Source organism: Rhizobium sp. JAB6, assembly GCF_003024605.1.
GTDB lineage: Bacteria > Pseudomonadota > Alphaproteobacteria > Rhizobiales > Rhizobiaceae > Rhizobium.
Genome location: NZ_PYJQ01000010.1, coordinates 216,120 through 239,348, shown reverse-complemented (window position 1 = coordinate 239,348; position 23,229 = coordinate 216,120). Strand labels below are relative to the sequence as shown.

Genomic DNA, 23,229 nt, shown 5'->3' with positions numbered 1-23,229 from the left:
ATTGATGCTGGCTTAGTGGCTGCACTTGCTGTGGTTCCAGGTCCGTTGTGATATTGGGTGGGGCTTAAAGCGCAAGTTTCCGGTGTTATCCCACCTCCGTTGTGCTTGATTTTCGCATTATGCTCAAACGAGGAATTTGAGGGGAGGTTGAGGAAAATTCATGCAGAAGCGACACCGCATCTCGCTCAATGCCATCAGGGTGTTTGCGATCGTGGCACGCACGGGAAGCCTGGTGGCGGCCGGTGCCGAGCTTGGCGTTACCTCCGGCGCGGTAAGTCACCAGCTCAAAAAGCTTGAAGATGAGCTTGGGGTGATTTTCTTCCGCCGCGGAAACAATACCGTCTCCCTCACCGAAGTGGGGCGGCGGTTCTATCAGGAGGTGGCGCCGGCGATCGGGCTCATCGAACGTTCGGCAGATGCCCTCTATCGCGATGAAAACGAAATCGGCGTCCATGCCACCACATCGCTAGCGCTGCGCTGGCTTATCCCGTCGCTGGATCGCTTTCGCGCTTTCTGCCCGCAGGTGCGCGTCCGGGTGGAAACGAGTTCCGCGCGCGGCTTTCCGGCAGTTCCGGACTCAGATGTGAGCATTCGTCATTTCCGGATTGGGGAGGTCGTGGAGGGATGGGAATTCCTTGCGCGCGACCTACGCCGTCCGGTCGTTTCTCCGGGCCTCCTGGCAAAGGAGGCCAATCGTCAGGAGATTGCCGTTCCGCGCCTGCCAGCTTTGCAATGCTGTGTGGGTAACTGGGATTGGCAGCTCTGGTGCGAGGCGTTCCATCTTTCGCCCGCAGATCTTTCCTTCAGCCATGCCTTCGATACGGACGATGCCGCGCTTCATGCCTGCGTTGCCGGTCTTGGAGTGCTGCTTGCACCGACCATCCTCACGGGTCGGGAAATGAAGTCGGGGGCACTGGTAAACCTGCCTGGCTACGAACCGGTCGAAATCGGCATGTATCGCTACCAGCGCCGTTCGGAATCAAGAGCGGTCCGTCAATTCTGCAGCTGGATGGATGCCGAGATGCGGAACTTCGTATAGCGGCTTTCCGCTTCAGAGATTGGCGATTCGACCCCGACTTCTCAAATCGCCTCGCCAGCCAGCAGCCGCGGATTATCCCTAGCAGTCGTCCCGGCCGCTTGGCCGATAAAAAAGGATTTGAGGCTGGGCAGGCGGTCAACGATCCCCAGCCCGAAGTCGCGGGCGATGCGCAGTGGGGTGTTATCATTGGAAAACAGCCGGTTCAGCACGTCGGTCGTCACCCCCATGCGGAAAGTGTCGAAGCGGCGCCAGGTCTGGTAGCGTTCGAGGGTGTTGATCGAGCCGATGTCGAGGCCGAGGCGGTCGGCCTCGACGATGGTTTCGGCAAGGGCGGCCACATCCTTGAAGCCGAGATTGAGGCCCTGGCCGGAGATCGGGTGGATGCCGTGGGCGGCATCGCCGGCCAGCGCGAAGCGCGGCGCGACGAAGGCGCGGGCAAGGGTGAGGCCCAGCGGGAAGGCGCGGCGTTCGCCGACGGTGGTGAGCGCGCCGAGCTTATGGCCGAAGCGGCGTTCCAGCTCCTCCTCGAAAACGAGATCGTCCGAGGCGACCAGTCGTTCGGCATGGGAGGTGCGCTCCGTCCAGACGAGCGAGGAGCGGTTGTTCTTCAAGGGCAGGATGGCGAAAGGGCCGGAGGGGAGGAAATGCTCCTCGGCGCAGCCGCCGTGCGGCCGCTCATGCTCGACGGTGACGACGATGCCGGACTGGCCGTAGTCCCAATTGACGGTCTTGATGCCGGCCATGTCGCGCAGCTTGGAGCGCACACCGTCGCAGGCGACCAGAAGCCGCGTTTCCAGCGTGCTGCCATCCGAAAGGGTAAGGGTGGTCTTGTTGTCGGCGGTCGTGAATCCGGTGGCGCTGAGGCCATGCTTGATCGCAATGCCCAAGCGCTCGCAGGCGCCGCGAAGCGCCCCGACCATGGTGAGGTTCGGCACCATGTGGGCGAAGGGGTGGCCCTCGGCCACTTCGCCGTCGAAGGTGAGGAAGACCGGGCGGACGGGATCGCCGGTGCGCGAATCGGTAACGATCATGCGGGTGATCGCTTCGGCCTCCGGCGCGATCTCGTTCCAGACGCCGAGGACTTCCAGCATCTTCGAGGCAGCGGAGATGATCGCCGATGCCCGCATGTCCTTCTTCCAGGCGGTTTCCGGCGCGGCTTCCACGATCATGACGTCGAGATGGGGTGCGGCCTGCTTGACTGCGACCGCTGCGGCGAGACCCACATATCCGCCGCCCACTACCAGCATGTCCAACATAGCGCTTCCCTGTCTTACTGTCACGTCCTGCTCTATATAGAGCATCCTGTTGACGGTTCCTACCATGGGAGTTCAAGCAAAATGTCGCGAGAGACCGAGAAGCTCACCCCGATGGAAACCGTGCTGGCGACGCTCGATCTCGAAACGATCGAGATGAACCTGTTTCGCGGCAACAGCCCGCAGGTCGGCTGGCAGCGCGTCTTCGGCGGTCAGGTCATCGGCCAGGCGCTGATGGCGGCGCAGCGAACGGTGGATGGCGATCGCTTCGCGCATTCGCTGCATGCCTATTTCATGCTGCCCGGCGATCCTTCGGTACCGATCCTCTATCAGGTCGATCGCCTGCGTGACGGTTCGAGCTTCAACACGCGGCGGGTGCTTGCCATCCAGCATGGCAAGGCGATCTTTGCGCTGACCGCATCCTTCCAGGTCGACGAACCCGGCTTCGATCATCAGGGTGAGATGCCCGACGTGCCGATGCCGGAGGAATTGATGGACGAAGAGCAGGTCAAGCAGCGCTATCTCGCCCATGCGCCGGAGAATGTGCGCCGCTACTGGGAGCGCAAGCGGGCGATCGAAATCAGGCCGGTGTCGATCGAGAGCTATTTCTCGCGCTCTCAACCAAGCCAGCGGCAGAATATCTGGGTTCGGGTCACCGGACCCGTGCCGGATGACCGGCTCTACCAGAATGCCGTGCTTGCCTATCTCTCCGACATGACGCTGCTCGATGTTGCCCTGAATGCGCATGGGACATCGGTTCTGGACCCGACCGTCCAGGTGGCGAGCCTCGATCACGCCATGTGGTTCCATCGCCCGTTCAAGCTCGACGACTGGCTGCTCTACAGCCAGGAGAGCCCCAGCGCCTCCGGCGCGCGCGGGTTTACCCGCGGCAGCCTGTTTACACGATCCGGTGTCCTGATTGCGTCGGTGGCGCAGGAGGGTCTGATTCGTAAAAAGGCAAATGATTAAATAAAGTGCAATTTTATAAATTTGCACTTTGTTTGTGCGGCTCGCGCGGCGACAAATGCCGCTTTATTGGGTCTGCGCAAAAAATCCGTTTTATTTCAATAGGTTATAAATGTGTCACGAATCTGGCACGTCCTTTGAATGTGTATGGCCAGTCGCTGCAAAAACAATCGTCGGCGGCAAGGAGAGTCGGCTCCGTGCCGAGGCTAACAAAGGATGGGAAACCAGATGAAAATTGTGATGGCCATTATCAAGCCGTTCAAGCTCGATGAGGTCCGTGAGGCCCTCACGGCTGTCGGCATCCAGGGCCTGACTGTGACCGAAGTGAAGGGCTACGGGCGCCAGAAGGGGCATACCGAGATCTATCGCGGCACCGAATATGCCGTCAGCTTCCTGCCGAAGCTGAAGATCGAGGTCGCGGTCGCATCCGAAACCGTCGACAAGGCCGTCGAGGCCATCGCGTCGGCCGCCAAGACCGGCCAGATCGGCGACGGCAAGATCTTTGTCTATTCCATCGACCATGCCGTGCGCATCCGTACGGGCGAAACCGATTCAGAAGCGCTGTAAGAACACGGCGGACCAGGGAGTTATTTGCATGTCATTTTCCACGATTTCCTCCGCCTTGACACGGGTGGGCGCGCTTTCTGCGGCCTTGCTTGCGCCGGCGATCGCCTTTGCGCAGGAGGCCGCCCCGGCTGCTGCGGCCGCGACCGCCGCCGCTCCTGTTCCCGACAAGGGCGACACCGCCTTCATGTTCATCTCCACCATTCTCGTGCTGTTCATGCTCGTGCCAGGCCTTGCGCTGTTCTATGGCGGCCTCGTCCGCGCCAAGAACATGCTCTCGGTGCTGATGCAGTGCACGATGATCGGCGCTGTCGTGATGATCCTCTGGGTTCTCTACGGTTACTCCTTCGCCTTCGGCGGCGGCACCAGTCCTTATTGGGGCGGCACGGCCAAGATGTTCCTTTCGGGCGTCTCGACTTCGACCACGGCGGCCACCTTCTCCAAGGGCGTCGTCATCCCTGAATTCATCTTCATGCTGTTCCAGATGACCTTTGCCGCCATCACGCCGGCGCTCATCATCGGCGCCTTCGCCGAGCGCATCAAGTTCGGCGCAGCCGTGCTCTTCTGCGCGCTGTGGGCGACCTTCGTCTACTTCCCGATCGCTCACATGGTCTGGGATTCCAACGGCATGCTCTTCAAGATGGGCGCCCTCGACTTCGCAGGCGGCACCGTCGTTCACATCAATGCCGGTATCGCAGGCATCGTCGGCGCCCTGCTCGTCGGCAAGCGCGTCGGCTTCGGCAAGGACATGATGGCTCCGCATTCCATGACGCTGACCATGGTCGGCGCATCCATGCTCTGGGTCGGCTGGTTCGGCTTCAATGCCGGTTCGAACCTTGAAGCATCCGGCGGCGCAATGCTCGCAACCGTCAACACCTTCGTCGCAACCGCGGCCGCCATCATCTCCTGGTCGCTGGTCGAAACCTTCACCCGCGGCAAGGCCTCCATGCTCGGCGGTGCTTCGGGCATGGTCGCCGGTCTCGTCGCCATTACGCCTGCAGCCGGTATCGCCGGCCCGATGGGCGCGATCGTCATGGGCCTGATCGTCTCGCCGCTCTGCTACTTCTTCGTCTCTGTCGTGAAGAACAAGTTCGGCTATGACGATACGGCCGACGTCTTCGGCGTACACTGCATCGGCGGCATCTTCGGCGCCATTGCGACCGGCATCTTCGCCAGCGCCTCGCTCGGCGGCGTCGGCTATGCCGACGGTGTCACGATGGGCAGCCAGGTCGTCGTCCAGCTGACCGCCGTCGTCACGACAATCCTGTGGTGCGGCATCGGCTCGGCGATCCTCTACAAGGTGGTCGATGTCATCATCGGCCTGCGCGTCGCTCCGGAAGCCGAGCGTGAAGGTCTCGACCTCGCTTCGCACGGCGAAGCCGCCTACCATAATTCCTGATCGGAGCTTGCGAAACCGGAGCAAAACTTCCGGTTTCGCTCAACATCCCGTCGCGTCCTGTTTCATCGCAAATAGGCCGCTCTTGGCCCGGACCTCGGTTCGGGCCCTTTTCTTTGGTGCAATCATATCCAGCCGGAAAAGCCGGCGATCCCCCCGCTCGGCGTGCATGGTTAACATGCCATTAACCCTCCTCTGATTAGGTATGGCTAACCTGCCGGCGAGTGGGCATAGACCGATTCGCTTGCGCTTTGGACTGGAACGGGGCTTGATATCATGGGCAGAAGCAATTCGGCGGCGTTGAGCGGTCGCCCCGACCGTTTATCGCTTTCGAGCGTGGTTTGGCGTCAGATCAAGGGGCTGTCGGGCTTCGCGATATTGTTCCTGCTGGCACTCGCCGTTGCGGCGCTGGCGACATGGAACGTCATGGATCCCAGCTACTCCTATGCCACCGCCAACGCGCCGACCAACCTGCTCGGCTTTCCCGGCGCCGCCTTTGCCGACATCGTGATGCAGTCGTTCGGCCTTGCCTCGGTTCTGGCGATGCTGCCCGTCGTCGCCTGGGCCTTCGCGCTGATTGCCAACCGCAAGCTTCATCGTGTGCCCTCGCGCCTCGGCGCCTGGTTCGGCGGCTGCATCGTCGCGGCCGGCTCCATCGCCTGCTTCCCGGCGCCGCCGACCTGGCCCATCCCGAACGGTATCGGCGGTGTCGTCGGCGATCTTCTTTTGCGCCTCCCGGCCCTTTTCATCGGCACCTATCCGAGCGGTGTGGTCGCCATCATCATCGGTTCGGTTCTTGCCGTGCCGGCCGCATGGCTCATGCTCTTTGCCTCCGGCATCATCGGCGAAAACCTCGTGGAAGACGGGGAGGATGAGGACGATTACGAGGAAACCCGCAGCCGTGCCCGCCGGGTGGGCGACGTCGACGAGGATGATGACCGCGGCAGCTTCCTCGCCAATTTCATGGCTTTCGGCGCGGTCATGCATGCCTGGTACAACACCCAGGCCCGCCTGCGCCGGCTGTTCGGCATGGGTCCGCGCAAGCGCCGCGACCATGCCTTCGATGCCCCTTACGATTTCAACGATGACGAATTCGGCACGCTGAACGAGCCCGTGCGCGCCAAGGCGCCGATGGCGCGAGGCGACCGTCTCGAGCCCTCCATGGATGTGCCCGCCGCCCGCCGCGTCGTTTCCGCGCCCTCGATCAGTCTCGGTGACGACGATGAGGACGAGGATTCTCTTTATGATCGCGATCCCCGGCGTCCGGCCGATATCCTGCCCGACGACGAAGATGAGGATTGGCCGTTGGCCCCGGCCGCCCCGAAGGGAGCCGCCGCCGGCCATCGCGTCACGCCAGCCGCTCCGCGCCCGAAGCCCGGCGCGCGGGCAGAGCGCGAGGCGCAGACCTCCTTCATCCGTCCGTATGGTTTCCAGCTCCCCGCCGCCCATCTGCTTGCCGAACCGAAGGCTGTTGCCCGCGATGCGACGCTCTCTGCCGATGCGCTGGAGCAGAATGCCCGCATGCTCGAAGGCGTGCTGGAGGATTTTGGCGTCAAGGGCGAAATCATCCATGTCCGCCCCGGTCCGGTCGTCACGCTTTACGAGCTGGAGCCGGCGCCCGGCATCAAATCGTCCCGCGTCATCGGCCTCGCCGACGATATCGCCCGCTCGATGAGCGCGATCGCCGCCCGCGTCGCCGTCGTTCCCGGCCGCAATGCGATCGGCATCGAACTACCGAATTCGACGCGCGAGACGGTCTATCTGCGCGAGCTCATCGCCAGCCGCGATTTCGAGGCCTCCAAGGCGAAGCTTGCCATGTCGCTCGGCAAGACGATCGGCGGCGAGCCCGTGATTGCCGATCTCGCCAAGATGCCGCATCTGCTCGTCGCCGGCACCACGGGCTCGGGTAAGTCCGTCGCGATCAATACCATGATCCTGTCGCTGCTCTACCGCATGACGCCCGAGCAGTGCCGGCTGATCATGATCGATCCGAAGATGCTCGAACTCTCCGTCTATGACGGCATTCCGCATTTGCTCTCGCCCGTCGTCACGGATCCGAAGAAGGCCGTCGTTGCGCTCAAATGGACCGTCCGCGAGATGGAAGAGCGCTACAAGAAGATGTCGAAGATCGGCGTGCGCAATATCGACGGCTTCAACAGCCGCGTCGAGCAGGCCGTTGCCAAGGGCGAGGCGATCAGCCGCACGGTGCAGACCGGCTTCGATCGCCAGACCGGCGAGGCGATCTACGAAACGGAAGAATTCGACCTGAAGCCGATGCCCTATATCGTCGTCATCATCGACGAGATGGCCGACCTGATGATGGTCGCGGGCAAGGATATCGAAGGCGCGGTGCAGCGTCTGGCGCAGATGGCCCGTGCAGCCGGGATCCACGTCATCATGGCGACACAGCGCCCCTCGGTCGATGTCATCACCGGCACGATCAAGGCGAACTTCCCGACACGCATCTCCTTCCAGGTTACCTCGAAGATCGACAGCCGCACCATTCTCGGCGAGCAGGGAGCCGAACAGCTGCTCGGCATGGGCGACATGCTCTACATGGCGGGCGGCGGACGTATCCAGCGCGTCCACGGTCCCTTCGTCTCCGACGGCGAAGTGGAGGATATCGTCGCCTATCTGAAGACGCAGGGCGCGCCGCAATATCTCGATGCCATTACCGCCGATGATGAAGAGGATGATGACGGTCACGGTCCGGTCGGCACCTCCAATCTTTCCGATTCGGAGGACCCTTACGATCAGGCGGTCGCAATCGTGCTGCGTGACGGCAAGGCATCGACCTCCTATATCCAGCGCCGCCTCGGTATCGGCTACAACCGCGCGGCGTCGCTGATCGAGCGCATGGAGCAGGAGGGCGTGATCGGTCCGGCCAACCATGCCGGCAAGCGCGAAATTCTCGTTCCGACCGAAGCGGATATTCTGGATCGCTGAGGCCAAAGTTCCTTTCAGCGGCATATCCGGGCGAAGTTCAGGGAAATTTGATCGCAACCCCTTACCGGCCTTAGCCGTTGCGCCATGAAGACGCCGATTTTGCGCGCCATGGACGAAGCATGAAGGAGAATTCGATGACAAAGTTTGATGCGCAGCCGTCCAGCCGACTTTCCCTGACCCGCCGGCATTTGCTCGGTGCCGTGGTTGCGTTCGGCGCGGCAGGCGTGCTGCCGGTTTCGGCTTTCGCGCAGGCGCAGACCCAGACAGCTGCCGCTACCCTCAATCCCGGTATTGCCCAGGCCATCGCCGATCATTTCTCGTCCATCAAGACGATGAAGGGCGGCTTCCTGCAGATCGGCCCGCGCGGCGATCAGATGAGCGGCTCCTTCTTCATCCAGCGGCCCGGCAAGATGCGTTTCAACTACGATCCGCCGTCTCGCATGCGCGTGATCTGCGACGGCAACAATGTGCAGGTCATCAACGACCAGACGCAGACGCGAAACATGTATCAGCTGTCGAAGACGCCGCTGAGCCTGCTGCTCGCCAACAAGATCGATCTTTCCGCCGACATGGTTCGCGATGTCGATTCGAAACCGGATCTCACCAAGATCACGCTCGGCAACCGGACTGTGTTCGGCGATTCCACCATCACGATGATCTTCGATTCGAAGACCTACGACCTGCGCCAGTGGACCGTCATCGATCCGCAGGGCAAGACGACCGACGTGATCATCAACAACGTGAAGACCAACGTTGCCTTCGACGACAGCGTTTTCCGCATCGATTACACGCGCTGAGCGTCGTCTCCGTACCGAGCCATAGGTAAGCGCGGAATGGCGCTTTTCTTTCCGCTGCAGCCGGTCTAAAGCCTTACGCTGACCGGAGAGACCAGCGCTTGATCGAATCGCTCAGTCGCTCCGGCTGTCTGTTTTGACGCAATTCCGGATGGAAAAACGCTGCGCACTTTTCCTCGAATTGCTCTAAGGAAAGGCTCGGGCATGGGATTTTCGATTGCGACCTGGAATATCAACTCGGTGCGGCTGCGTATGCCCATTGTCGAGCGGTTCGTCATGCAGGCCCGGCCGGATATTCTCTGCCTGCAGGAAACCAAGGTTCCGAACGAGCTTTTCCCCCATGCGCCGCTCCGCGCGCTTGGTTATGAGCACATCATCATCCATGGTCAGAAGGGCTATCATGGGGTGGCAATCGCCTCGCGTTTCCCGCTGACCGAGGATCATCGCCAGGATTATTGCAATGTCGGCGACAGCAGGCATATCTCGGCCATCTTCGAGCGCGGCGGCCGGCGCATCCGCCTGCATAATTTCTATGTTCCGGCCGGCGGCGACGAACCTGATCGCACGATCAATCCGAAATTCGGCCACAAGCTCGATTTCATCGAGGAGATGAAGAAGCTGCATGCCAATGCCGAGCAGAACACCTCCGCCATCCTTGTCGGCGATCTGAATATCGCGCCGCTGGAGCATGACGTCTGGTCGCACAAGCAGCTTTTAAAGATCGTCAGTCATACGCCTGTGGAGACAGAAGGGTTGCTCGAGGTGATGAAGCGCGGCTCCTGGCTCGATCTGATGCGCCAGCAGGTGCCGGAAAACGAAAAGCTCTATACGTGGTGGAGCTATCGCGCCAAGGACTGGGAGGCCGCCGATCGCGGCCGTCGTCTCGATCACATCTGGTCGTCATCTGATCTCGGTCCGCATCTGCAGAGGATCGAGATTCTGAAGGCGGCGCGCGGCTGGGACCGTCCGTCCGACCACGTGCCGGTCGTGGCGCATTTCAATCTCTAAAAGGGATTGCTCGTTTTAAGAGAAGCGGCCGAGCATTGCGGCCGCTTGCCTCGCCAGAGCGGCGAAGTTTTCACGGATGCGGTTCTGGATCAGCAGACCGGCGTCCGGATATTCTTCGATCAACCGGTGAAAGAGGGCGCGCGTGATGCGGATCACGTCGGATTCTTCGGCGGCGACAGCCGTATACTTCCGCTCCACCAAGGTCACCATCGCCAGTTCCGAAAGCATGGTGCCTGCCTGGACTATCGCTTCCACCTGCTTTCGGCCGTCTGCGTCGATGGTGCTGAGCTCGAAACTGCCGCGCGTGATGACATAGGCGCATTCGGCGGGCGATTTCTCGCGGAACAGCGTCTGGCCTTCATTCACATGGCGGCGGTCGGCGCCGAAGGCGATCAGCCGCAGCGGCTCGTCGCCCATGCCGTGAAACAGCGGCAGTTGCGACAGCAGTCGGATATCGTCGTTCAGCGCCATCGATTGCCTACGGAATGATCTTGTAGCCGCCGTTTTCCGTGACCAGGATTTCGGCGTTGGAGGGATCGCGTTCGATCTTCTGGCGAAGGCGGTAGACATGCGTCTCGAGCGTATGGGTGGTGACGCCGGAATTGTAGCCCCAGACCTCTTCAAGAAGGATATCGCGGGTCACGACCCTCTGGTCGGCGCGATAGAGATAGCGGATGATGGCCGCTTCCTTTTCCGTCAGGCGGATCTTCTGCCCGTCTTCGGTAGTGAGCAGCTTCTGGCTGGGCTTGAAGAGGTAGCGACCGACGGTAAAGGTCGCGTCCTCGCTCTGCTCGTGCTGGCGCAGCTGCGCGCGAATGCGGGCGAGGAGGACGGCGAAGCGGAAAGGCTTCGTCACGTAATCGTTGGCGCCGGCTTCAAGCCCGAGGATGGTGTCGGAGTCCGTGTCATGGCCCGTCAGCATGATGATCGGCGGCTTGAAGCCGTTCTTGCGCAGCAGCTTCACGGCCTCGCGGCCGTCCATATCGGGCAGGCCGACATCCATGATCAGGAGATCGACGGGTACGGTACGCGCCGTCTGCACGCCCTTTCCGGCGGTCACTTCCTGCAGGACGTTGAATTCCTCGTAAAGCGATAATTGCTCGACTAACATCTCACGCAGGTCGTTGTCATCATCCACCAGGAGAATGGTGCGTGCCGTCATGCCGTTCGGGTCCTTGTTCTCATTCCTCCTAAGTCCTACGCCAAATTGCACTTTTGGCAAGTCGCGAGGCGACTCAGGCTTGGTCGTTTGGTTGAAACTGCTATGATTTCAAACGAAATCACACGCAAAGCAAAAACATGTGAGGAAAATGCAAAAGACAAGAGCGGGGGCAGGGCGGACCGCATCGACGATCGTCGTGCGGCCTGCGCCGGTCCAGAAGACGCGCGCATTGGTGCGGGTTGGGGGCATGACCGTGCTGGCGGCGATCGGCCGGTCCGGACGCAGCATATTGAAGCGGGAGGGCGACGGCGCGACGCCCATTGCCGCCATGAAGCTGCTCTACGGCTTCACGCGCGGCGATCGCGTCCGCTTTCTACGGACAGCCCTGCCGATGCGGCATATCCGCAAGGATATGCTCTGGTGCGATCAATCCGACGATCCCAACTACAACAGGCCGGTGAAGGCGCCCTTCAAACCAAGTCACGAGGAATTGCGGCGGGGCGACGGTCTTTACGATATCTGCTTGGTGCTCGATTGGAATGTGCGCTCGCGCCGGCGCAACCGCGGCTCAGCGATTTTCTTCCACCTGATCAGGCCGGGATATGAGCCGACGGCCGGGTGTGTCGCAGTCAGCCTGCGCGACATGAAGCGCATCCTGCCATCCCTGCGGAAAGGTACGACCGTTCGGGTTGTCTGAAATGCCGCCCGGGGTTAACATCCCGATATTCTCCACTATATGGGATTTCGACCGGTGCGCCTTTGCGGACCTGACCGCCCATCTTTCAGAATTTAAATTACGCCTTCACTCCACCCCCTTATCATCCTTTGGAGACTTATCGTGACCGCCCAACCGACAATCACGTTCAATGACGGCAATTCCATTCCCCAGGTCGGCCTCGGCGTCTGGCAGACGCCGGAAAACGTCGCGCCGATGGCCGTCAGCACGGCTTTGAAAGCCGGTTACCGCCATATCGACACCGCAGCCATCTATGCCAATGAGGATGGTGTGGGCGAAGGCGTGCGCCAGTCGGGCGTTGCCCGCGAGAACATCTATCTCACCACCAAGCTATGGAACGAGGCGCAAGGCTTCGATTCCACGCTGAAGGCCTTCGACGAAAGCCTGAAGCGGCTCGGCACCGACTATATCGATCTCTACCTCATCCATTGGCCGTCGCCGCATCGCAACCGCTATCTCGATACCTGGAAGGCCTTCGTGCGCCTGAAGGAAGAAGGCCGTGCCCGCTCGATCGGCGTTTCCAATTTTGCCGCGGCGCATCTCGAACGTATCATCGGCGAGACCGGGGTGACGCCCGTCCTCAACCAGATCGAGCTGCACCCGACCTTCCAGCAGAAGGAATTGCGCGCCGTGCACGACAAGCTCGGCATCAAGACCGAATCCTGGAGCCCGCTCGGCCAGGGCAAGCTTCTCACCAATGCCGTCATCGGCAAGATCGCCGCCAAGCATGGCCGCACCCCTGCACAGATCATCATCCGCTGGCACATCGACAATGGTCTGATCGTCATCCCGAAATCGGTGACGCCGAGCCGCATCGAGGAAAACCATAGGGTATTCGATTTCAAGCTCGACGGCGACGATCTGGCAGAGATCGCCAAGCTCGATTCGGCCGGCGGCCGCATCGGCCCGGATCCGCTGACGGCGAGCTTTTAACCCGCTTGCGAATCTCCAGGTTTGAAGGAGGCTCGGTTGCGATGGCAGCCGGGCCTTTTTGCTTTCTCAGCATTTAGTCCGATATTGGAAAGCGCGCCTTGTACATTGCCGCTGCGTTCCTGCTCACCATCGAGGCAATATCGTTTACGGTCGCGACCCAGCGCTCATCGAAAAGCAGCAATGGAATTGCTGCGGCCAAGCTCACGAGAACAGTGATGATCCCCGCGACCGTTGCGGCCCATGCGTAGGAACCGCACCAATCGTACATGGTGGCAAAGCCCAAGGACGACACCGACGCGATCACCAGAAAATGCACGAGGTAAAGAGGGAAGGAGAAACGTCCCAACAGTCGGCCGAGCCTGCCCGAGAGTGGACGCGCGAGTTTCGGGCAATAGATGAGACAGACCATCAGGCCTATGGATCCGGCAATCTGGAGATCGAGATCGAGCGAGCAGAGCAGGAGAACCGAGATGAGACCAACGAGCGCGGCAATCCAGATATTGTCGACGGCTTTCATGCCCGTCGATGCGAAGAGGAATGCCAGATAGGTGCCTGCGGCAAATGGCAGGAGTGCGTGACCGTACCTCCAGAGGAGGTAGGCAGAGCCGATCATCAGTATCAGCTGCACGATCGATGATCGGCGCATCGTCAGCCCGCACAGCAGAAAAACGAGAAGGCTGCCAAAATATTCGTATCGCATCGTCCAAAGATTGGAATTGTACCAGAAATGGTTCTTTAAGAGGAAAACCAGCAGGAATTGTCCGATTGCGGATGCGGGTGTCGGCGTGAAGTCTTGCGGCAGATAGGCATTTCCGAACGTCTTGAGCCAGTCAGAACCCGTTATGAGAGCGGCTTCCTCATTATAGTGGAGGCTGAAAAACAGGATGAGGAAGCCGCAGCAGATTGAGACGGCTGCGGGTCCCATCAGTCTCGGAAGTCGTTTCAACGCGGATATGAGTAACGACTTGTATTCAGGGCGCCGATAGAATTTCAGAGCGAGTACAAAGCCGGAAAGGACAAAAAAGAAGGTTACCGCCGACTCGCCACGCATGATCCAGGCGAATGGTGTGCCGGCCAGGCCCTTTGGATATGGTTCCTTGATCCAAGGCAGGAAGGCAAGGCAGAAATGATGGAACATGACGATTATGGAGGCGATGCCGCGCATCGCTTCCAATGACGTTAGTTTCGCAGACGCTGTTAAAGATACCTTGTCATCTCCGAGTAGCATTTGCCGAAACTCGACTCCTGAATATCATTCTTGCAGCTCATGACAGTGGGCTTCGGTTAATATTGTGCACAACGCCAAGTAGATGCCAGAAAATAAGGTTAAGCGCTCTACAATTCCCCAGGCGAGAAGGTGGCGCGTCTTAGCAAGGCAATATTCATAATAGCCACGGCGAGTGTCCCAGCGATCAGCAGAGCAGCCACCGCAAATGCAATCTGCGTTCCGCTCGCCACTGCGTCCGGATGTGCAGCCGTGATGTCGGCAGCTCCGGAGGCGAAGGCGAAGACCGCCCCCATGACGGCTGCGCCGGCGATCAGGCCAAGATTTCGTGACAGCTCAACATACCGGAAATCACGCCACGTTGCTCCGCATTTATGTCCTCCATGATCGTGCTTTGTTGGACCCCTGAATGAGCGCATAGTTTGCGGTCGCGATAACCAGGATGTCATGATCTCGCTGCTTTGGCATCCGCGGATGGATGTCGACCCGGCGCATCGCTGGCTGAGGGGCTGAATTCGCGATATCTGCCCCGGATCGCGTTCAACCAGATTCGAGGTCGGCTAAATAATTGCGCAGCAGCCGGTCAAGAGCCTTTCGTTCGCCTTCAGAAAGAGTGGAGATCAGGCGTTTCTGCGTTTCGACATGCGCCGTCACCGCCGCGTCGATAAGCTCGAAGCCTTTCGGCGTCAGGGATATCAGGAAGCTGCGGCCATCATCCGGATTCTGGCTGCGAGCGACGAGGCCGGCCCTCTCGAGCTGATCGATGCGATTGGTCATCGTGCCCGATGACACCATCATCGTCTCCATCAGGTCGCTGGGGGAGAGGGTGTAGGGTTCGCCCGAGCGGCGCAGGGTCGCCAGCATATCGAAATTCGCCGCGTTCAGGTTGAAGCGGCCGAAGGTCTTCTCCATCTCGCGTGAGAGATGAAGCGCGAGATTGCGCAGGCGCCCGAGCAGGCCCATGGCGGTCGTGTCCAGGTCAGGCCGTTCGCGGCGCCATTGCTCAAGAATTTTGTCGATGCGATCCATGCCGGGATCACGCCATAAATTTATCTTGACGTCAAGGTATCTTGAGTTATCTTGAGGTCAAGATAAATTTCGAGGCTGATGCCATGAACCGCAATGTCGACCTGTTGCTCACCGCCATCGCGCCGGCGATCTGGGGCAGCACCTATCTGGTGACGACGCAGCTTTTGCCCGCCGGCTATCCCCTTACGGTCGCGATGCTGCGCGCGCTACCGGCCGGCTTGCTACTGCTCCTTATCGTGCGGCGGCTGCCGCATGGGGCCTGGTGGCTGAAGTCGCTGGTGCTCGGGGCGCTGAATTTCTCGGTCTTCTGGTGGCTGCTGTTCATTTCGGCTTACCGGCTGCCGGGTGGCGTGGCCGCGACGGTCGGTGCCGTCCAGCCGCTGATCGTCATCGTGCTCGCACGATTTCTGCTGGGGTCGCCGATCCGCAGCCTTTCCATCATTGCGGCGATTGCCGGTATCGGCGGTGTCGCGCTGCTGATCCTGACGCCGAATGCAACGCTCGATCCGACCGGCATTGTTGCCGGCATCGCCGGCGCCTTCTCCATGGCGGCCGGAACCGTGCTCAGCCGCCGCTGGCGGCCCGATGTCTCGCCCCTGACCTTCACGGCATGGCAACTGACGGCGGGCGGCGTGCTGTTGCTGCCGGTAGCGCTGCTGCTTGAGCCTGCGCTGCCGCATCTGACCGGCGCAAACATTCTCGGCTTTGCCTATCTCGGGCTGATCGGCGCGGCGCTGACCTATATTCTCTGGTTCCGCGGTCTGTCGCGGCTCGAACCCTCGATGGTTTCGCCGCTCGGCTTCCTCAGCCCGACGACCGCGGTAATCCTCGGCTGGGCCGTGCTCGGCCAGCAGCTGAGCCCGATGCAGATCTTCGGCATCATCATTGTGCTCGCCAGCGTCTGGCTGAGCCAGCGGGCGCAGCAGGCTCCGGCCGGGCAGACTCCTTCTCCGGGAGCGAAGGTGCCGACAGGCGGATAAGGGGGTATGCCGGGGACACCGAAGCTGATGAGTCCAAGGCCATTGTCCCCCTCATCCGACCCCTTCGGGCCACCTTCTCCCCGAGGGGAGAAGGTGCGTTGGGCACCAACCCCGTTTGATATGCGATTTTCTATCCACAAACGAAATGGGCGGCCATTCATGGGGCCGCCCTTTTATCATTCATGTCCTTGAAAGGATCAGTTCCACTCGCGGATATCGACGAAGTGGCCGGCGATCGCGGCGGCTGCGGCCATGGCGGGCGAGACCAGATGCGTGCGGCCCTTGAAGCCCTGGCGGCCTTCGAAGTTGCGGTTCGAGGTCGAGGCGCAGCGTTCGCCCGGCTTCAGGCGGTCGTCGTTCATGGCGAGGCACATGGAACAGCCAGGCTCGCGCCAGTCGAAGCCGGCAGCCTTGAAGATCTTGTCGAGGCCTTCGGCTTCGGCTTGTTCCTTCACGAGGCCGGAGCCCGGAACGATCATGGCATCCACCGTGGAGGCGACCTTCTTGCCTTCGACGACCTTGGCGACGGCGCGCAGGTCTTCGATGCGGCCGTTGGTGCAGGAGCCGATGAAGACGCGATCGACGTTGATCTCGGTCATCGGCGTGCCCGGCTTCAGACCCATATAGTCGAGCGCGCGCCACTTGGAGGCACGCTTGGTCTCGTCCTGGATTTCGTCCGGGTTCGGAACAACGCCCTGTACGGAGATGACGTCTTCCGGGGAGGAGCCCCAGGAGACGATCGGCGGCAGGCTTGCGGCATCGAGCTTGACGATGCGGTCGTAATGCGCGCCTTCGTCGGACTTCAGGGTCTTCCAATAGGCGATTGCCTGCTCCAGCGCTTCGCCCTTCGGCGCGCGCGGCTTGCCCTTGATATATTCAAAGGTAGTCTCATCCGGAGCGATCAGGCCAGCGCGGGCGCCGCCTTCGATCGACATGTTGCAGATGGTCATGCGGCCTTCCATCGACAGCGAGCGGATGGCTTCGCCGGCATATTCGATAACGTAGCCGGTGCCGCCGGCGGTGCCGATCTCGCCGATGATGGCGAGGATGATGTCCTTGGCGGTGACGCCCGGCGGCAACTGGCCGTCGACCTGCACCAGCATGTTCTTGGCCTTCTTCTGGATCAGCGTCTGCGTGGCGAGCACATGCTCGACCTCCGAGGTGCCGATACCATGGGCGAGCGAGCCGAAGGCGCCGTGGGTCGAGGTATGGCTGTCACCGCAGACGATGGTCATGCCGGGCAGGGTGAAGCCCTGCTCGGGTCCGATGATGTGGACGATGCCCTGGCGCTTGTCGTTTTCGGAGTAGTATTCCACGCCGAATTCGGCGGCATTCTTGGCAAGCTGCTCGACCTGGATGCGGCTTTCCTCGTTCTTGATGCCGAGGTGGCGATCCGGCGAGGTCGGGACATTGTGGTCGACGACGGCCAGCGTCTTCTGCGGCGCGTGAACCTTGCGGCCGGACATGCGCAGGCCTTCGAAGGCTTGCGGCGACGTCACTTCGTGAACGAGATGACGGTCGATGTAGAGAAGACAGGTACCGTCTTCCTGGCTGTCGACCAGGTGGTCATCCCAGATTTTGTCGTACAGTGTGCGTGGAGCGCTCATGGCTACAGATCCATATTGGCATTATCGAAAAGGGGATTGACGGATCAGGACCGCCGGCCTCGGGTGTGATCAGCGAAGTCGGCTGTTGAGCGCGCCCGAAATCATCGCAAAGAAGCGTGCCGGCAGGCGCTTGTGGTCCTGCAGCACGAAAGCCGTGACGTAACGTCCGTCTTTGCTCATGATCTTACTCATGGCCATGCTCATATCAATTTTCAAAACCTTCGGCAATGGCGACGATAGGCTGTATCGGAACGGCCGGGATCCGGCCGAACCGATCACACCTGCGCTTCCGGCGGCTGGCGCGCCACCATGCGGGGGAAGGCGGAGCGGTCGCTGCCGGAGCGGCGGCGCATCCAGGCTTCGAGCTGCCTGAGCAGCAGGGACAGACCGATCGTCAGCAGCAAATAGATGAAGGCAAGGATGGACAGCGTTTCGAAGTAGCGGAAATTGGCCGAGTAATAGAGCTTGGCGAGTTGGGTGATATCGGCGACCCCGAGGACTGAAACGAGCGAGCTGTCCTTCACCATGGCAATGAAATCGTTCGACAGCGGCGGCAGGATGACTCGGATCGCCTGAGGAAAGACGACGAGGCGAAAGCGCTGGAAACGGCTGAGGCCCAATGCCTTTGCCGCTTCGATCTGACCCTGGTCGACCGCCTGGATGCCGGCGCGGAAGATTTCGGCGATGAAGGATGAATAGCCGATGGTCAGCGCGATGATCGTGCGCCAGACGAAAGGCACGTCGCGGGTGACGAGCGGCGCCGTCCAGCCGACGGAGATCAGCGGGGATGTGATGAAGTTATAGACGGCAACAAAGGCCGGCGTGCCGACGAAGGCGACATAGGAAAGCAGCACCAGCATCGGAATGCCACGCACGATCTCGATATAGAAACGCGCGATTTGCCGGAGCACGAGGAAATCCGACAGGCCGAGCAGCGCGAGCCCGAGGCCGAGCAGCATGGCCAGCGTGAAGGCCACCAGCGTCACGAAGACCGTGACGCCGATGCCATTCAGCAGAAGGGAGAAAATCTGGGCATAGAGGCCGTTCGCCGCAATTGCGAAGGAAGCGACGATGCCGAGGATAGCGAGGGCCACCAGCCACCAGGGAAAGTCTTCCTTGCCGCGGTGCCCGCCCGGGCCTGCCAAAGGTGCCATCAGAGCGGGCTTCCAGTATGTCGATCTGCAGGGCTCATTGGCCCATCTTATAGTCGAGGAACCACTTCTTGTTCAGCGCGTCGAGTGTGCCGTCGGCCTTGAGGCTGGCAATCGCGGCATTGACCGGGGCGACGAGATCGGAGCCCTTCTGGAAGATGAAGCCGAAATCCTCGGTGCCGAGCGGGCCGCCGACCAGCTTCAGGCCGCCATTGGAGGCATCGACATAGCCCTTGCCCGCCGTGCCGTCGGTCAGCACCATGTCGACATCGCCGGTCTTCAGTGCCTGCACGGTGGCGCCGAAGGTTTCGAAGGTCTTGATACGCGGGTTCTGCTCGTTGCCGTCGAGGACTTCATAGACGGCGGTGTAGAAGGGCGTCGTGCCGGGCTGCGCGCCGATCAGCGCATCCTTGACGGCGGCGAAGCTCTTGGCGTCGGTGAAGCGCTTCTCGTCACCACGCACGAGCATGAACTGCTGCGAGCGCATATAGGGGTCGGAGAAATCGACTTTCTGCTTGCGGTCGTCCTTGATGGTGATGCCGGTCATGCCGATGTTGTACTGGCCTTCGGAAACGGCCTGGATCATCGCGTCCCAGCTGGTGTTCTGGTACTCGACCTTGAAATTCAGGCGCTTGGCTATCTCGTTCATGGCGTCATATTCCCAGCCGATCGCCTTGTTCGTCTTCGGATCGATGAACTGCAGCGGCGGATAGGCATTCTCGGTAACGACGATGACGGTCCTGCCGTTGAGATTCGGAAGATCGGCGGCGAAAGAAGCGAAAGGTGCAAGCATGAGGGCGCCAAGGCCCAGAAGGAACGAACGACGGAATGCCATGGAAATCTCCCCGATTAGAGCATGATGCCGAAAAGTGTCACCGGTTTTCGGACAACATCATGCTCTCCCTATTTGCTTCTGGCGCGGATCCAGATTTTCAGGCCGATTCGACCTGAAATCACCCGACGCCGGAGTGGCGGAAAACTGTCATATTTGGAAAGCGGATGGCAAGGCTATTGCCACGGCCGCGATCATAAAAATGGGAAAGCAACTCTAAAGCGGGCCGCGAATTGAGAAAGATCGTTTTCGCTCGGTGCTGACGGCAGACAGCAAAAAGGCGACCCGAGGGCCGCCTTCAAGCTTTGCGATCCGAAGTGGATCGAAACTTATTCCGCTGCCGGCTCGGCTGCAGCAGCTGCTTCTGCGGCTGCCTTTGCTTCTGCGGCTTCGGCTGCTGCCTTCTCGGCTGCGAGCGCCTGAGCGGCTGCAACCTTTTCGGCTTCGATGCGTGCCTTCTCGTCGGCCAGAGCCTGGCGCTCTGCGTCGTTGAGCTTGCGGGCGCGGGTGCCGGTGTTTTCGACGATACGGGCAGCCTTACCGCGCAGGTCGCGCAGGTAGTAGAGCTTGGCGCGACGGACCTTACCGCGACGAACGACTTCGACGCTTTCGATCATCGGCGAGTAAACGGGGAATACGCGCTCAACGCCTTCGCCGTAGGAGATCTTGCGGACCGTGAAGTTTTCCTGCAGGCCACCGCCGGAGCGAGCGATGCAAACGCCTTCATAGGCCTGAACGCGGGTACGGTTGCCTTCCGTGACCTTCACGTTGACGCGAACGGTGTCGCCAGCGGAAAATTCGGGAAGCGTGCGCTTGGCTTCGATCTTGGCAGCCTGTTCGGCTTCCAACTGCTGAATGATGTTCATGTTATCAACCTCGTTGTTGGTTCAACAGCCAGAGCGCTCATCATTCTATCTTTGGTCGGACCCTGAGATCACGCCTCGGATATATGCCCGTTCAGGCAGGAGCGAATACGTCTGCTCTTCTTTGCTGGTTGATGGGAAATTTCCCATGCCGGCGCGCACATATCCTATTGTCGCGGCTTTGTCACCCCTTTATGGGGTAATTTCATGAACGAGAGGCCGCTTTTGAGGGGCGCATTCCACGCGCTGGCTAAAAAATAAGCCGGTATCCGAAGCGTTTAAATAATTGTCAAAATTCACGTCGTGCGGCACACTTCTCTCGGTAGAGGAACTGATAAAAGTTTCACCAGGGGAACTGAGAAAGGGGCAGTCATGACAGTGAATAATCCATCGCCCTCGCTTTACAACGAGGATCTGGCACCAGCCAAAGAGCGGAAATGGGGAGCTTTCAGTATTTTCAACGTCTGGACCTCAGACGTCCATAGTCTATGGGGCTACTATCTCGCCGCCAGTCTTTTTCTGCTCTGCGGCAGCTTCATCAACTTCGTCATCGCCATCGGCATCGGTTCGCTGGTGATCTTCTTCTTTATGAGCCTTGTAGGAAACGCCGGCGTCAAGACCGGCGTGCCCTTCCCGGTGCTGGCGCGTGCTTCATTCGGCACATTCGGCGCCAATCTACCGGCGCTGGTCCGCGCCGTTGTCGCCTGCTTCTGGTACGGCGCGCAGACGGCGGCAGCTTCCGGTGCGATCGTCGCACTGCTGACGCGCAACGACAGCATTCTTGCCTTCCATCAGAATAGCCATTTGCTCGGCCACTCCACGCTGGAAATCATCTGCTATGTCATCGTATGGGGCTTGCAGTTGCTGATCATTCAGCACGGCATGGAGACGGTGCGCAAGTTTCAGGATTGGGCCGGTCCGGCGGTCTGGGTGATGATGCTTTTTCTTGCCGTCTATCTGGTGGTGAAGTCCGGCACCTTCTCCTTCGGCGCCGAAATTCCGCGGGATGTGCTGCTCGACAAGACCAAGGATGCCGGCGTGCCGGGTGAACCGGGCAGCTTTGCCGCGCTTGCCGCAGTCGCCGCGACCTGGATCACCTATTTTGCGGCGCTCTATCTGAACTTCTGCGATTTCTCGCGCTATGCCACGGACACCAAAACCCTGCGCAAGGGCAATCTTTGGGGTCTGCCGATCAACCTTTTGGCTTTCTGCCTCGTTGCGGGCGTGACGACGACGGCAGCATTTGCCGTTTATGGCGAAGTGCTGCTGCATCCGGAAGCGATCTCGGCAAAATTCGACAGTTGGTTCCTGGCCTTGCTGGCGGCGCTCACCTTCGCGGTGGCGACGCTCGGCATCAACGTCGTGGCGAATTTCGTCTCGCCGGCCTTCGACTTCGCCAATGTCTTCCCGAAGCATATCAGCTTCAAGCGCGGTGGCTATATCGCAGCGTTGATCGCGCTGGTGCTTTATCCCTTCGCGCCATGGGAGACCGGCGCCGCGCATTTCGTCAACTTCATCGGTTCCACCATGGGCCCGATCTTCGGCATCATGATGGTCGACTATTATCTGATCCGCAAAGGTCAGCTCAATGTCGAGGCGCTCTATCATGAGAACGGCGAGTTCGCGTTCCAGAGCGGTTGGAATGTCAACGCTTTGATCGCCTTCGTCATCGGCGGCCTGTTCTCGTCGATCCTGCCGACCTTCACCAGCATTCTGCCGGATTGGTGGGGGACCTATGGCTGGTTCTTCGGCGTCGCCATCGGCGGCGGGGTCTATTATGTGCTCAGGATGCGCGGCGCACCGGCTGCCGCCGCTTTGCAAAAGTAATATCCGATGTCCGGCTTCGGCAGGGCATATTGTCACGAAGCTTCGATCCGCCGCTCTTGAAGTGGCGGGTCAAGCAAATTCGCCGGGTCATCACGGTTAAATGGCAGCGGCCTGCTCGCTGACCATCGTGCTCGGCGGGCGCTATCTGGGGCTGTCTGGAATTTCAATTGATCGGTGAGGTTTCGGCGGGCGCCCCATCGCCTTCGATCGGCTACTCCCTGGGCGTTTGGTCAAGCAAATCCGGCCGGCGTTCTTTCGTCAGCTTCTCCGCCTCTTGCCTCTGCCATTTGGCGATGGCGCCATGATTGCCGGAGATCAGTATCGCTGGAATCTCGCGTCCTTCCCAGACCTGCGGCCGCGTGTACTGCGGATGTTCGAGCAGGCCGCCTTCGAAGCTTTCGTGAAGACCGGAAAGATCGTTGCCCATGACGCCGGGCAGAATGCGGACGATGGCGTCGAGCAGGATAAGGGCTGCCGGCTCGCCGCCGGAGAGGATGTAATCGCCGATCGAGACCTCTTCGAGATTGCGCCCGTCGATCACCCGCTGGTCGACCCCTTCGAAACGGCCGCAGACGATGATGACACCATCGCCGGCGGCGAGTTCACGCACCCGCCTCTGCGTCAGCGGCTTGCCGCGTGGGCTCATGAGCAGGCGCGGGCGGCTGTCGTTCTCGCTGGCATGGTCAATGGCGCGGGCAAGCACATCCGGCTTCAGTACCATGCCGGCGCCGCCGCCGGCCGGCGTGTCGTCGACGGTGCGGTGCCTGTCCGTGGCGAAATCGCGGATCTGTACTGTATCCAGCGACCACTGCCCGCGTTCCATGGCCTTGCCGGCAAGGGACGTGCCGAGATGGCCGGGAAACATCTCGGGATAAAGCGTCAATATGGTCGCCCGAAAACTCATGGCGCGGTCACTTC

At 60.6% G+C, this 23,229-nt stretch carries 21 protein-coding genes and 1 pseudogene; 11 read left to right on the top strand and 11 right to left on the bottom strand.

What is annotated here, in order from left to right; translation table 11 throughout:
• Nucleotides 1-160 precede the first annotated feature (160 nt).
• Entirely contained in the window at nt 161-1,039 is an 879-nt protein-coding gene (locus tag C7U61_RS17465) for a LysR substrate-binding domain-containing protein (protein ID WP_106999344.1), read from the top strand.
• 41 nt (nt 1,040-1,080) lie between these two features.
• Here C7U61_RS17465 and C7U61_RS17460 read toward each other — a convergent pair whose 3' ends face one another.
• Nucleotides 1,081-2,295, bottom strand: a complete 1,215-nt coding sequence (locus tag C7U61_RS17460; RefSeq protein ID WP_106999343.1) for a ubiquinone biosynthesis hydroxylase — start codon at nt 2,293-2,295, stop codon at nt 1,081-1,083.
• A gap of 81 nt (nt 2,296-2,376) precedes the next feature.
• Here C7U61_RS17460 and tesB point away from each other — a divergent pair, with 81 nt between their 5' ends.
• The 6 genes from tesB (at nt 2,377) to C7U61_RS17430 (ending at nt 9,966) form a co-directional block, all read left to right on the top strand.
• Nucleotides 2,377-3,261 (top strand): acyl-CoA thioesterase II, encoded by an 885-nt coding sequence (tesB, locus tag C7U61_RS17455; RefSeq protein ID WP_106999342.1) that lies wholly within the window; start codon nt 2,377-2,379, stop codon nt 3,259-3,261.
• A 213-nt stretch (nt 3,262-3,474) separates the two neighbouring features.
• The gene (locus C7U61_RS17450; protein ID WP_015341499.1) at nt 3,475-3,825 is read left to right on the top strand and encodes a P-II family nitrogen regulator; all 351 of its coding nucleotides are present in this window, start codon (nt 3,475-3,477) and stop codon (nt 3,823-3,825) included.
• Between the two features lie 28 nt (nt 3,826-3,853).
• A complete protein-coding gene (locus C7U61_RS17445; protein ID WP_106999341.1) occupies nt 3,854-5,221 on the top strand; it encodes an ammonium transporter in 1,368 nt (455 codons plus the stop codon).
• A gap of 273 nt (nt 5,222-5,494) precedes the next feature.
• The gene (locus C7U61_RS17440; RefSeq protein WP_106999340.1) at nt 5,495-8,164 is read left to right on the top strand and encodes a DNA translocase FtsK; all 2,670 of its coding nucleotides are present in this window, start codon (nt 5,495-5,497) and stop codon (nt 8,162-8,164) included.
• A 134-nt stretch (nt 8,165-8,298) separates the two neighbouring features.
• Nucleotides 8,299-8,961, top strand: coding sequence for an outer membrane lipoprotein carrier protein LolA (locus tag C7U61_RS17435; RefSeq protein WP_106999517.1), 663 nt, complete (start codon nt 8,299-8,301; stop codon nt 8,959-8,961).
• A 201-nt stretch (nt 8,962-9,162) separates the two neighbouring features.
• A complete protein-coding gene (locus tag C7U61_RS17430) occupies nt 9,163-9,966 on the top strand; it encodes an exodeoxyribonuclease III (RefSeq protein ID WP_106999339.1) in 804 nt (267 codons plus the stop codon).
• Between the two features lie 15 nt (nt 9,967-9,981).
• Here C7U61_RS17430 and C7U61_RS17425 read toward each other — a convergent pair whose 3' ends face one another.
• Together C7U61_RS17425 and C7U61_RS17420 are read right to left on the bottom strand one after the other, a co-directional pair.
• Nucleotides 9,982-10,437, bottom strand: a complete 456-nt coding sequence (locus tag C7U61_RS17425; protein WP_106999338.1) for a cyclic nucleotide-binding domain-containing protein — start codon at nt 10,435-10,437, stop codon at nt 9,982-9,984.
• A 7-nt stretch (nt 10,438-10,444) separates the two neighbouring features.
• Nucleotides 10,445-11,128 (bottom strand): response regulator transcription factor, encoded by a 684-nt coding sequence (locus C7U61_RS17420; protein ID WP_106999337.1) that lies wholly within the window; start codon nt 11,126-11,128, stop codon nt 10,445-10,447.
• 148 nt (nt 11,129-11,276) lie between these two features.
• Between C7U61_RS17420 and C7U61_RS17415 the strand changes: the two genes are divergently transcribed.
• Nucleotides 11,277-11,825 carry a L,D-transpeptidase family protein gene (locus C7U61_RS17415; protein ID WP_106999336.1) on the top strand — a complete coding sequence of 183 codons (549 nt, stop codon included), beginning with the start codon at nt 11,277-11,279 and terminating at the stop codon, nt 11,823-11,825.
• A 141-nt stretch (nt 11,826-11,966) separates the two neighbouring features.
• On the top strand, nt 11,967-12,797 hold the full coding sequence (locus tag C7U61_RS17410) for an aldo/keto reductase (protein ID WP_106999335.1): 831 nt from the start codon (nt 11,967-11,969) through the stop codon (nt 12,795-12,797).
• A 73-nt stretch (nt 12,798-12,870) separates the two neighbouring features.
• Here C7U61_RS17410 and C7U61_RS17405 read toward each other — a convergent pair whose 3' ends face one another.
• The 3 genes and pseudogenes from C7U61_RS17405 to C7U61_RS17395 all read right to left on the bottom strand — a co-directional run bounded on the left by C7U61_RS17405 (nt 12,871) and on the right by C7U61_RS17395 (nt 15,051).
• Nucleotides 12,871-13,962, bottom strand: a complete 1,092-nt coding sequence (locus C7U61_RS17405; RefSeq protein ID WP_162703278.1) for an acyltransferase — start codon at nt 13,960-13,962, stop codon at nt 12,871-12,873.
• Nucleotides 13,963-14,132: 170 nt separating this feature from the next.
• Nucleotides 14,133-14,416: pseudogene (locus C7U61_RS19685) on the bottom strand (MFS transporter); the annotation flags it as partial.
• Nucleotides 14,417-14,562: 146 nt separating this feature from the next.
• A complete protein-coding gene (locus tag C7U61_RS17395; protein WP_106999332.1) occupies nt 14,563-15,051 on the bottom strand; it encodes a MarR family transcriptional regulator in 489 nt (162 codons plus the stop codon).
• 83 nt (nt 15,052-15,134) lie between these two features.
• Here C7U61_RS17395 and C7U61_RS17390 point away from each other — a divergent pair, with 83 nt between their 5' ends.
• Nucleotides 15,135-16,031 (top strand): EamA family transporter, encoded by an 897-nt coding sequence (locus C7U61_RS17390; protein ID WP_106999516.1) that lies wholly within the window; start codon nt 15,135-15,137, stop codon nt 16,029-16,031.
• Nucleotides 16,032-16,228: 197 nt separating this feature from the next.
• On the opposite strand, the gene leuC is transcribed toward C7U61_RS17390, so the two are convergent.
• The 4 genes from leuC to rplS form a co-directional block, all read right to left on the bottom strand.
• Nucleotides 16,229-17,638 carry a 3-isopropylmalate dehydratase large subunit gene (gene leuC, locus C7U61_RS17385; protein ID WP_106999331.1) on the bottom strand — a complete coding sequence of 470 codons (1,410 nt, stop codon included), beginning with the start codon at nt 17,636-17,638 and terminating at the stop codon, nt 16,229-16,231.
• Nucleotides 17,639-17,913: 275 nt separating this feature from the next.
• Nucleotides 17,914-18,792 (bottom strand): amino acid ABC transporter permease, encoded by an 879-nt coding sequence (locus C7U61_RS17380; protein ID WP_106999330.1) that lies wholly within the window; start codon nt 18,790-18,792, stop codon nt 17,914-17,916.
• A gap of 34 nt (nt 18,793-18,826) precedes the next feature.
• Nucleotides 18,827-19,624, bottom strand: a complete 798-nt coding sequence (locus C7U61_RS17375) for a transporter substrate-binding domain-containing protein (protein ID WP_106999329.1) — start codon at nt 19,622-19,624, stop codon at nt 18,827-18,829.
• A 326-nt stretch (nt 19,625-19,950) separates the two neighbouring features.
• Nucleotides 19,951-20,487, bottom strand: coding sequence for a 50S ribosomal protein L19 (gene rplS / locus C7U61_RS17370; protein WP_069614778.1), 537 nt, complete (start codon nt 20,485-20,487; stop codon nt 19,951-19,953).
• 369 nt (nt 20,488-20,856) lie between these two features.
• Here rplS and C7U61_RS17365 point away from each other — a divergent pair, with 369 nt between their 5' ends.
• Complete coding sequence (locus C7U61_RS17365; protein ID WP_106999328.1) at nt 20,857-22,311, top strand: NCS1 family nucleobase:cation symporter-1; 1,455 nt, start codon at nt 20,857-20,859, stop codon at nt 22,309-22,311.
• Nucleotides 22,312-22,522: 211 nt separating this feature from the next.
• Here C7U61_RS17365 and trmD read toward each other — a convergent pair whose 3' ends face one another.
• Complete coding sequence (gene trmD, locus C7U61_RS17360; RefSeq protein WP_106999327.1) at nt 22,523-23,215, bottom strand: tRNA (guanosine(37)-N1)-methyltransferase TrmD; 693 nt, start codon at nt 23,213-23,215, stop codon at nt 22,523-22,525.
• Between the last annotated feature and the right edge of the window lie 14 nt (nt 23,216-23,229).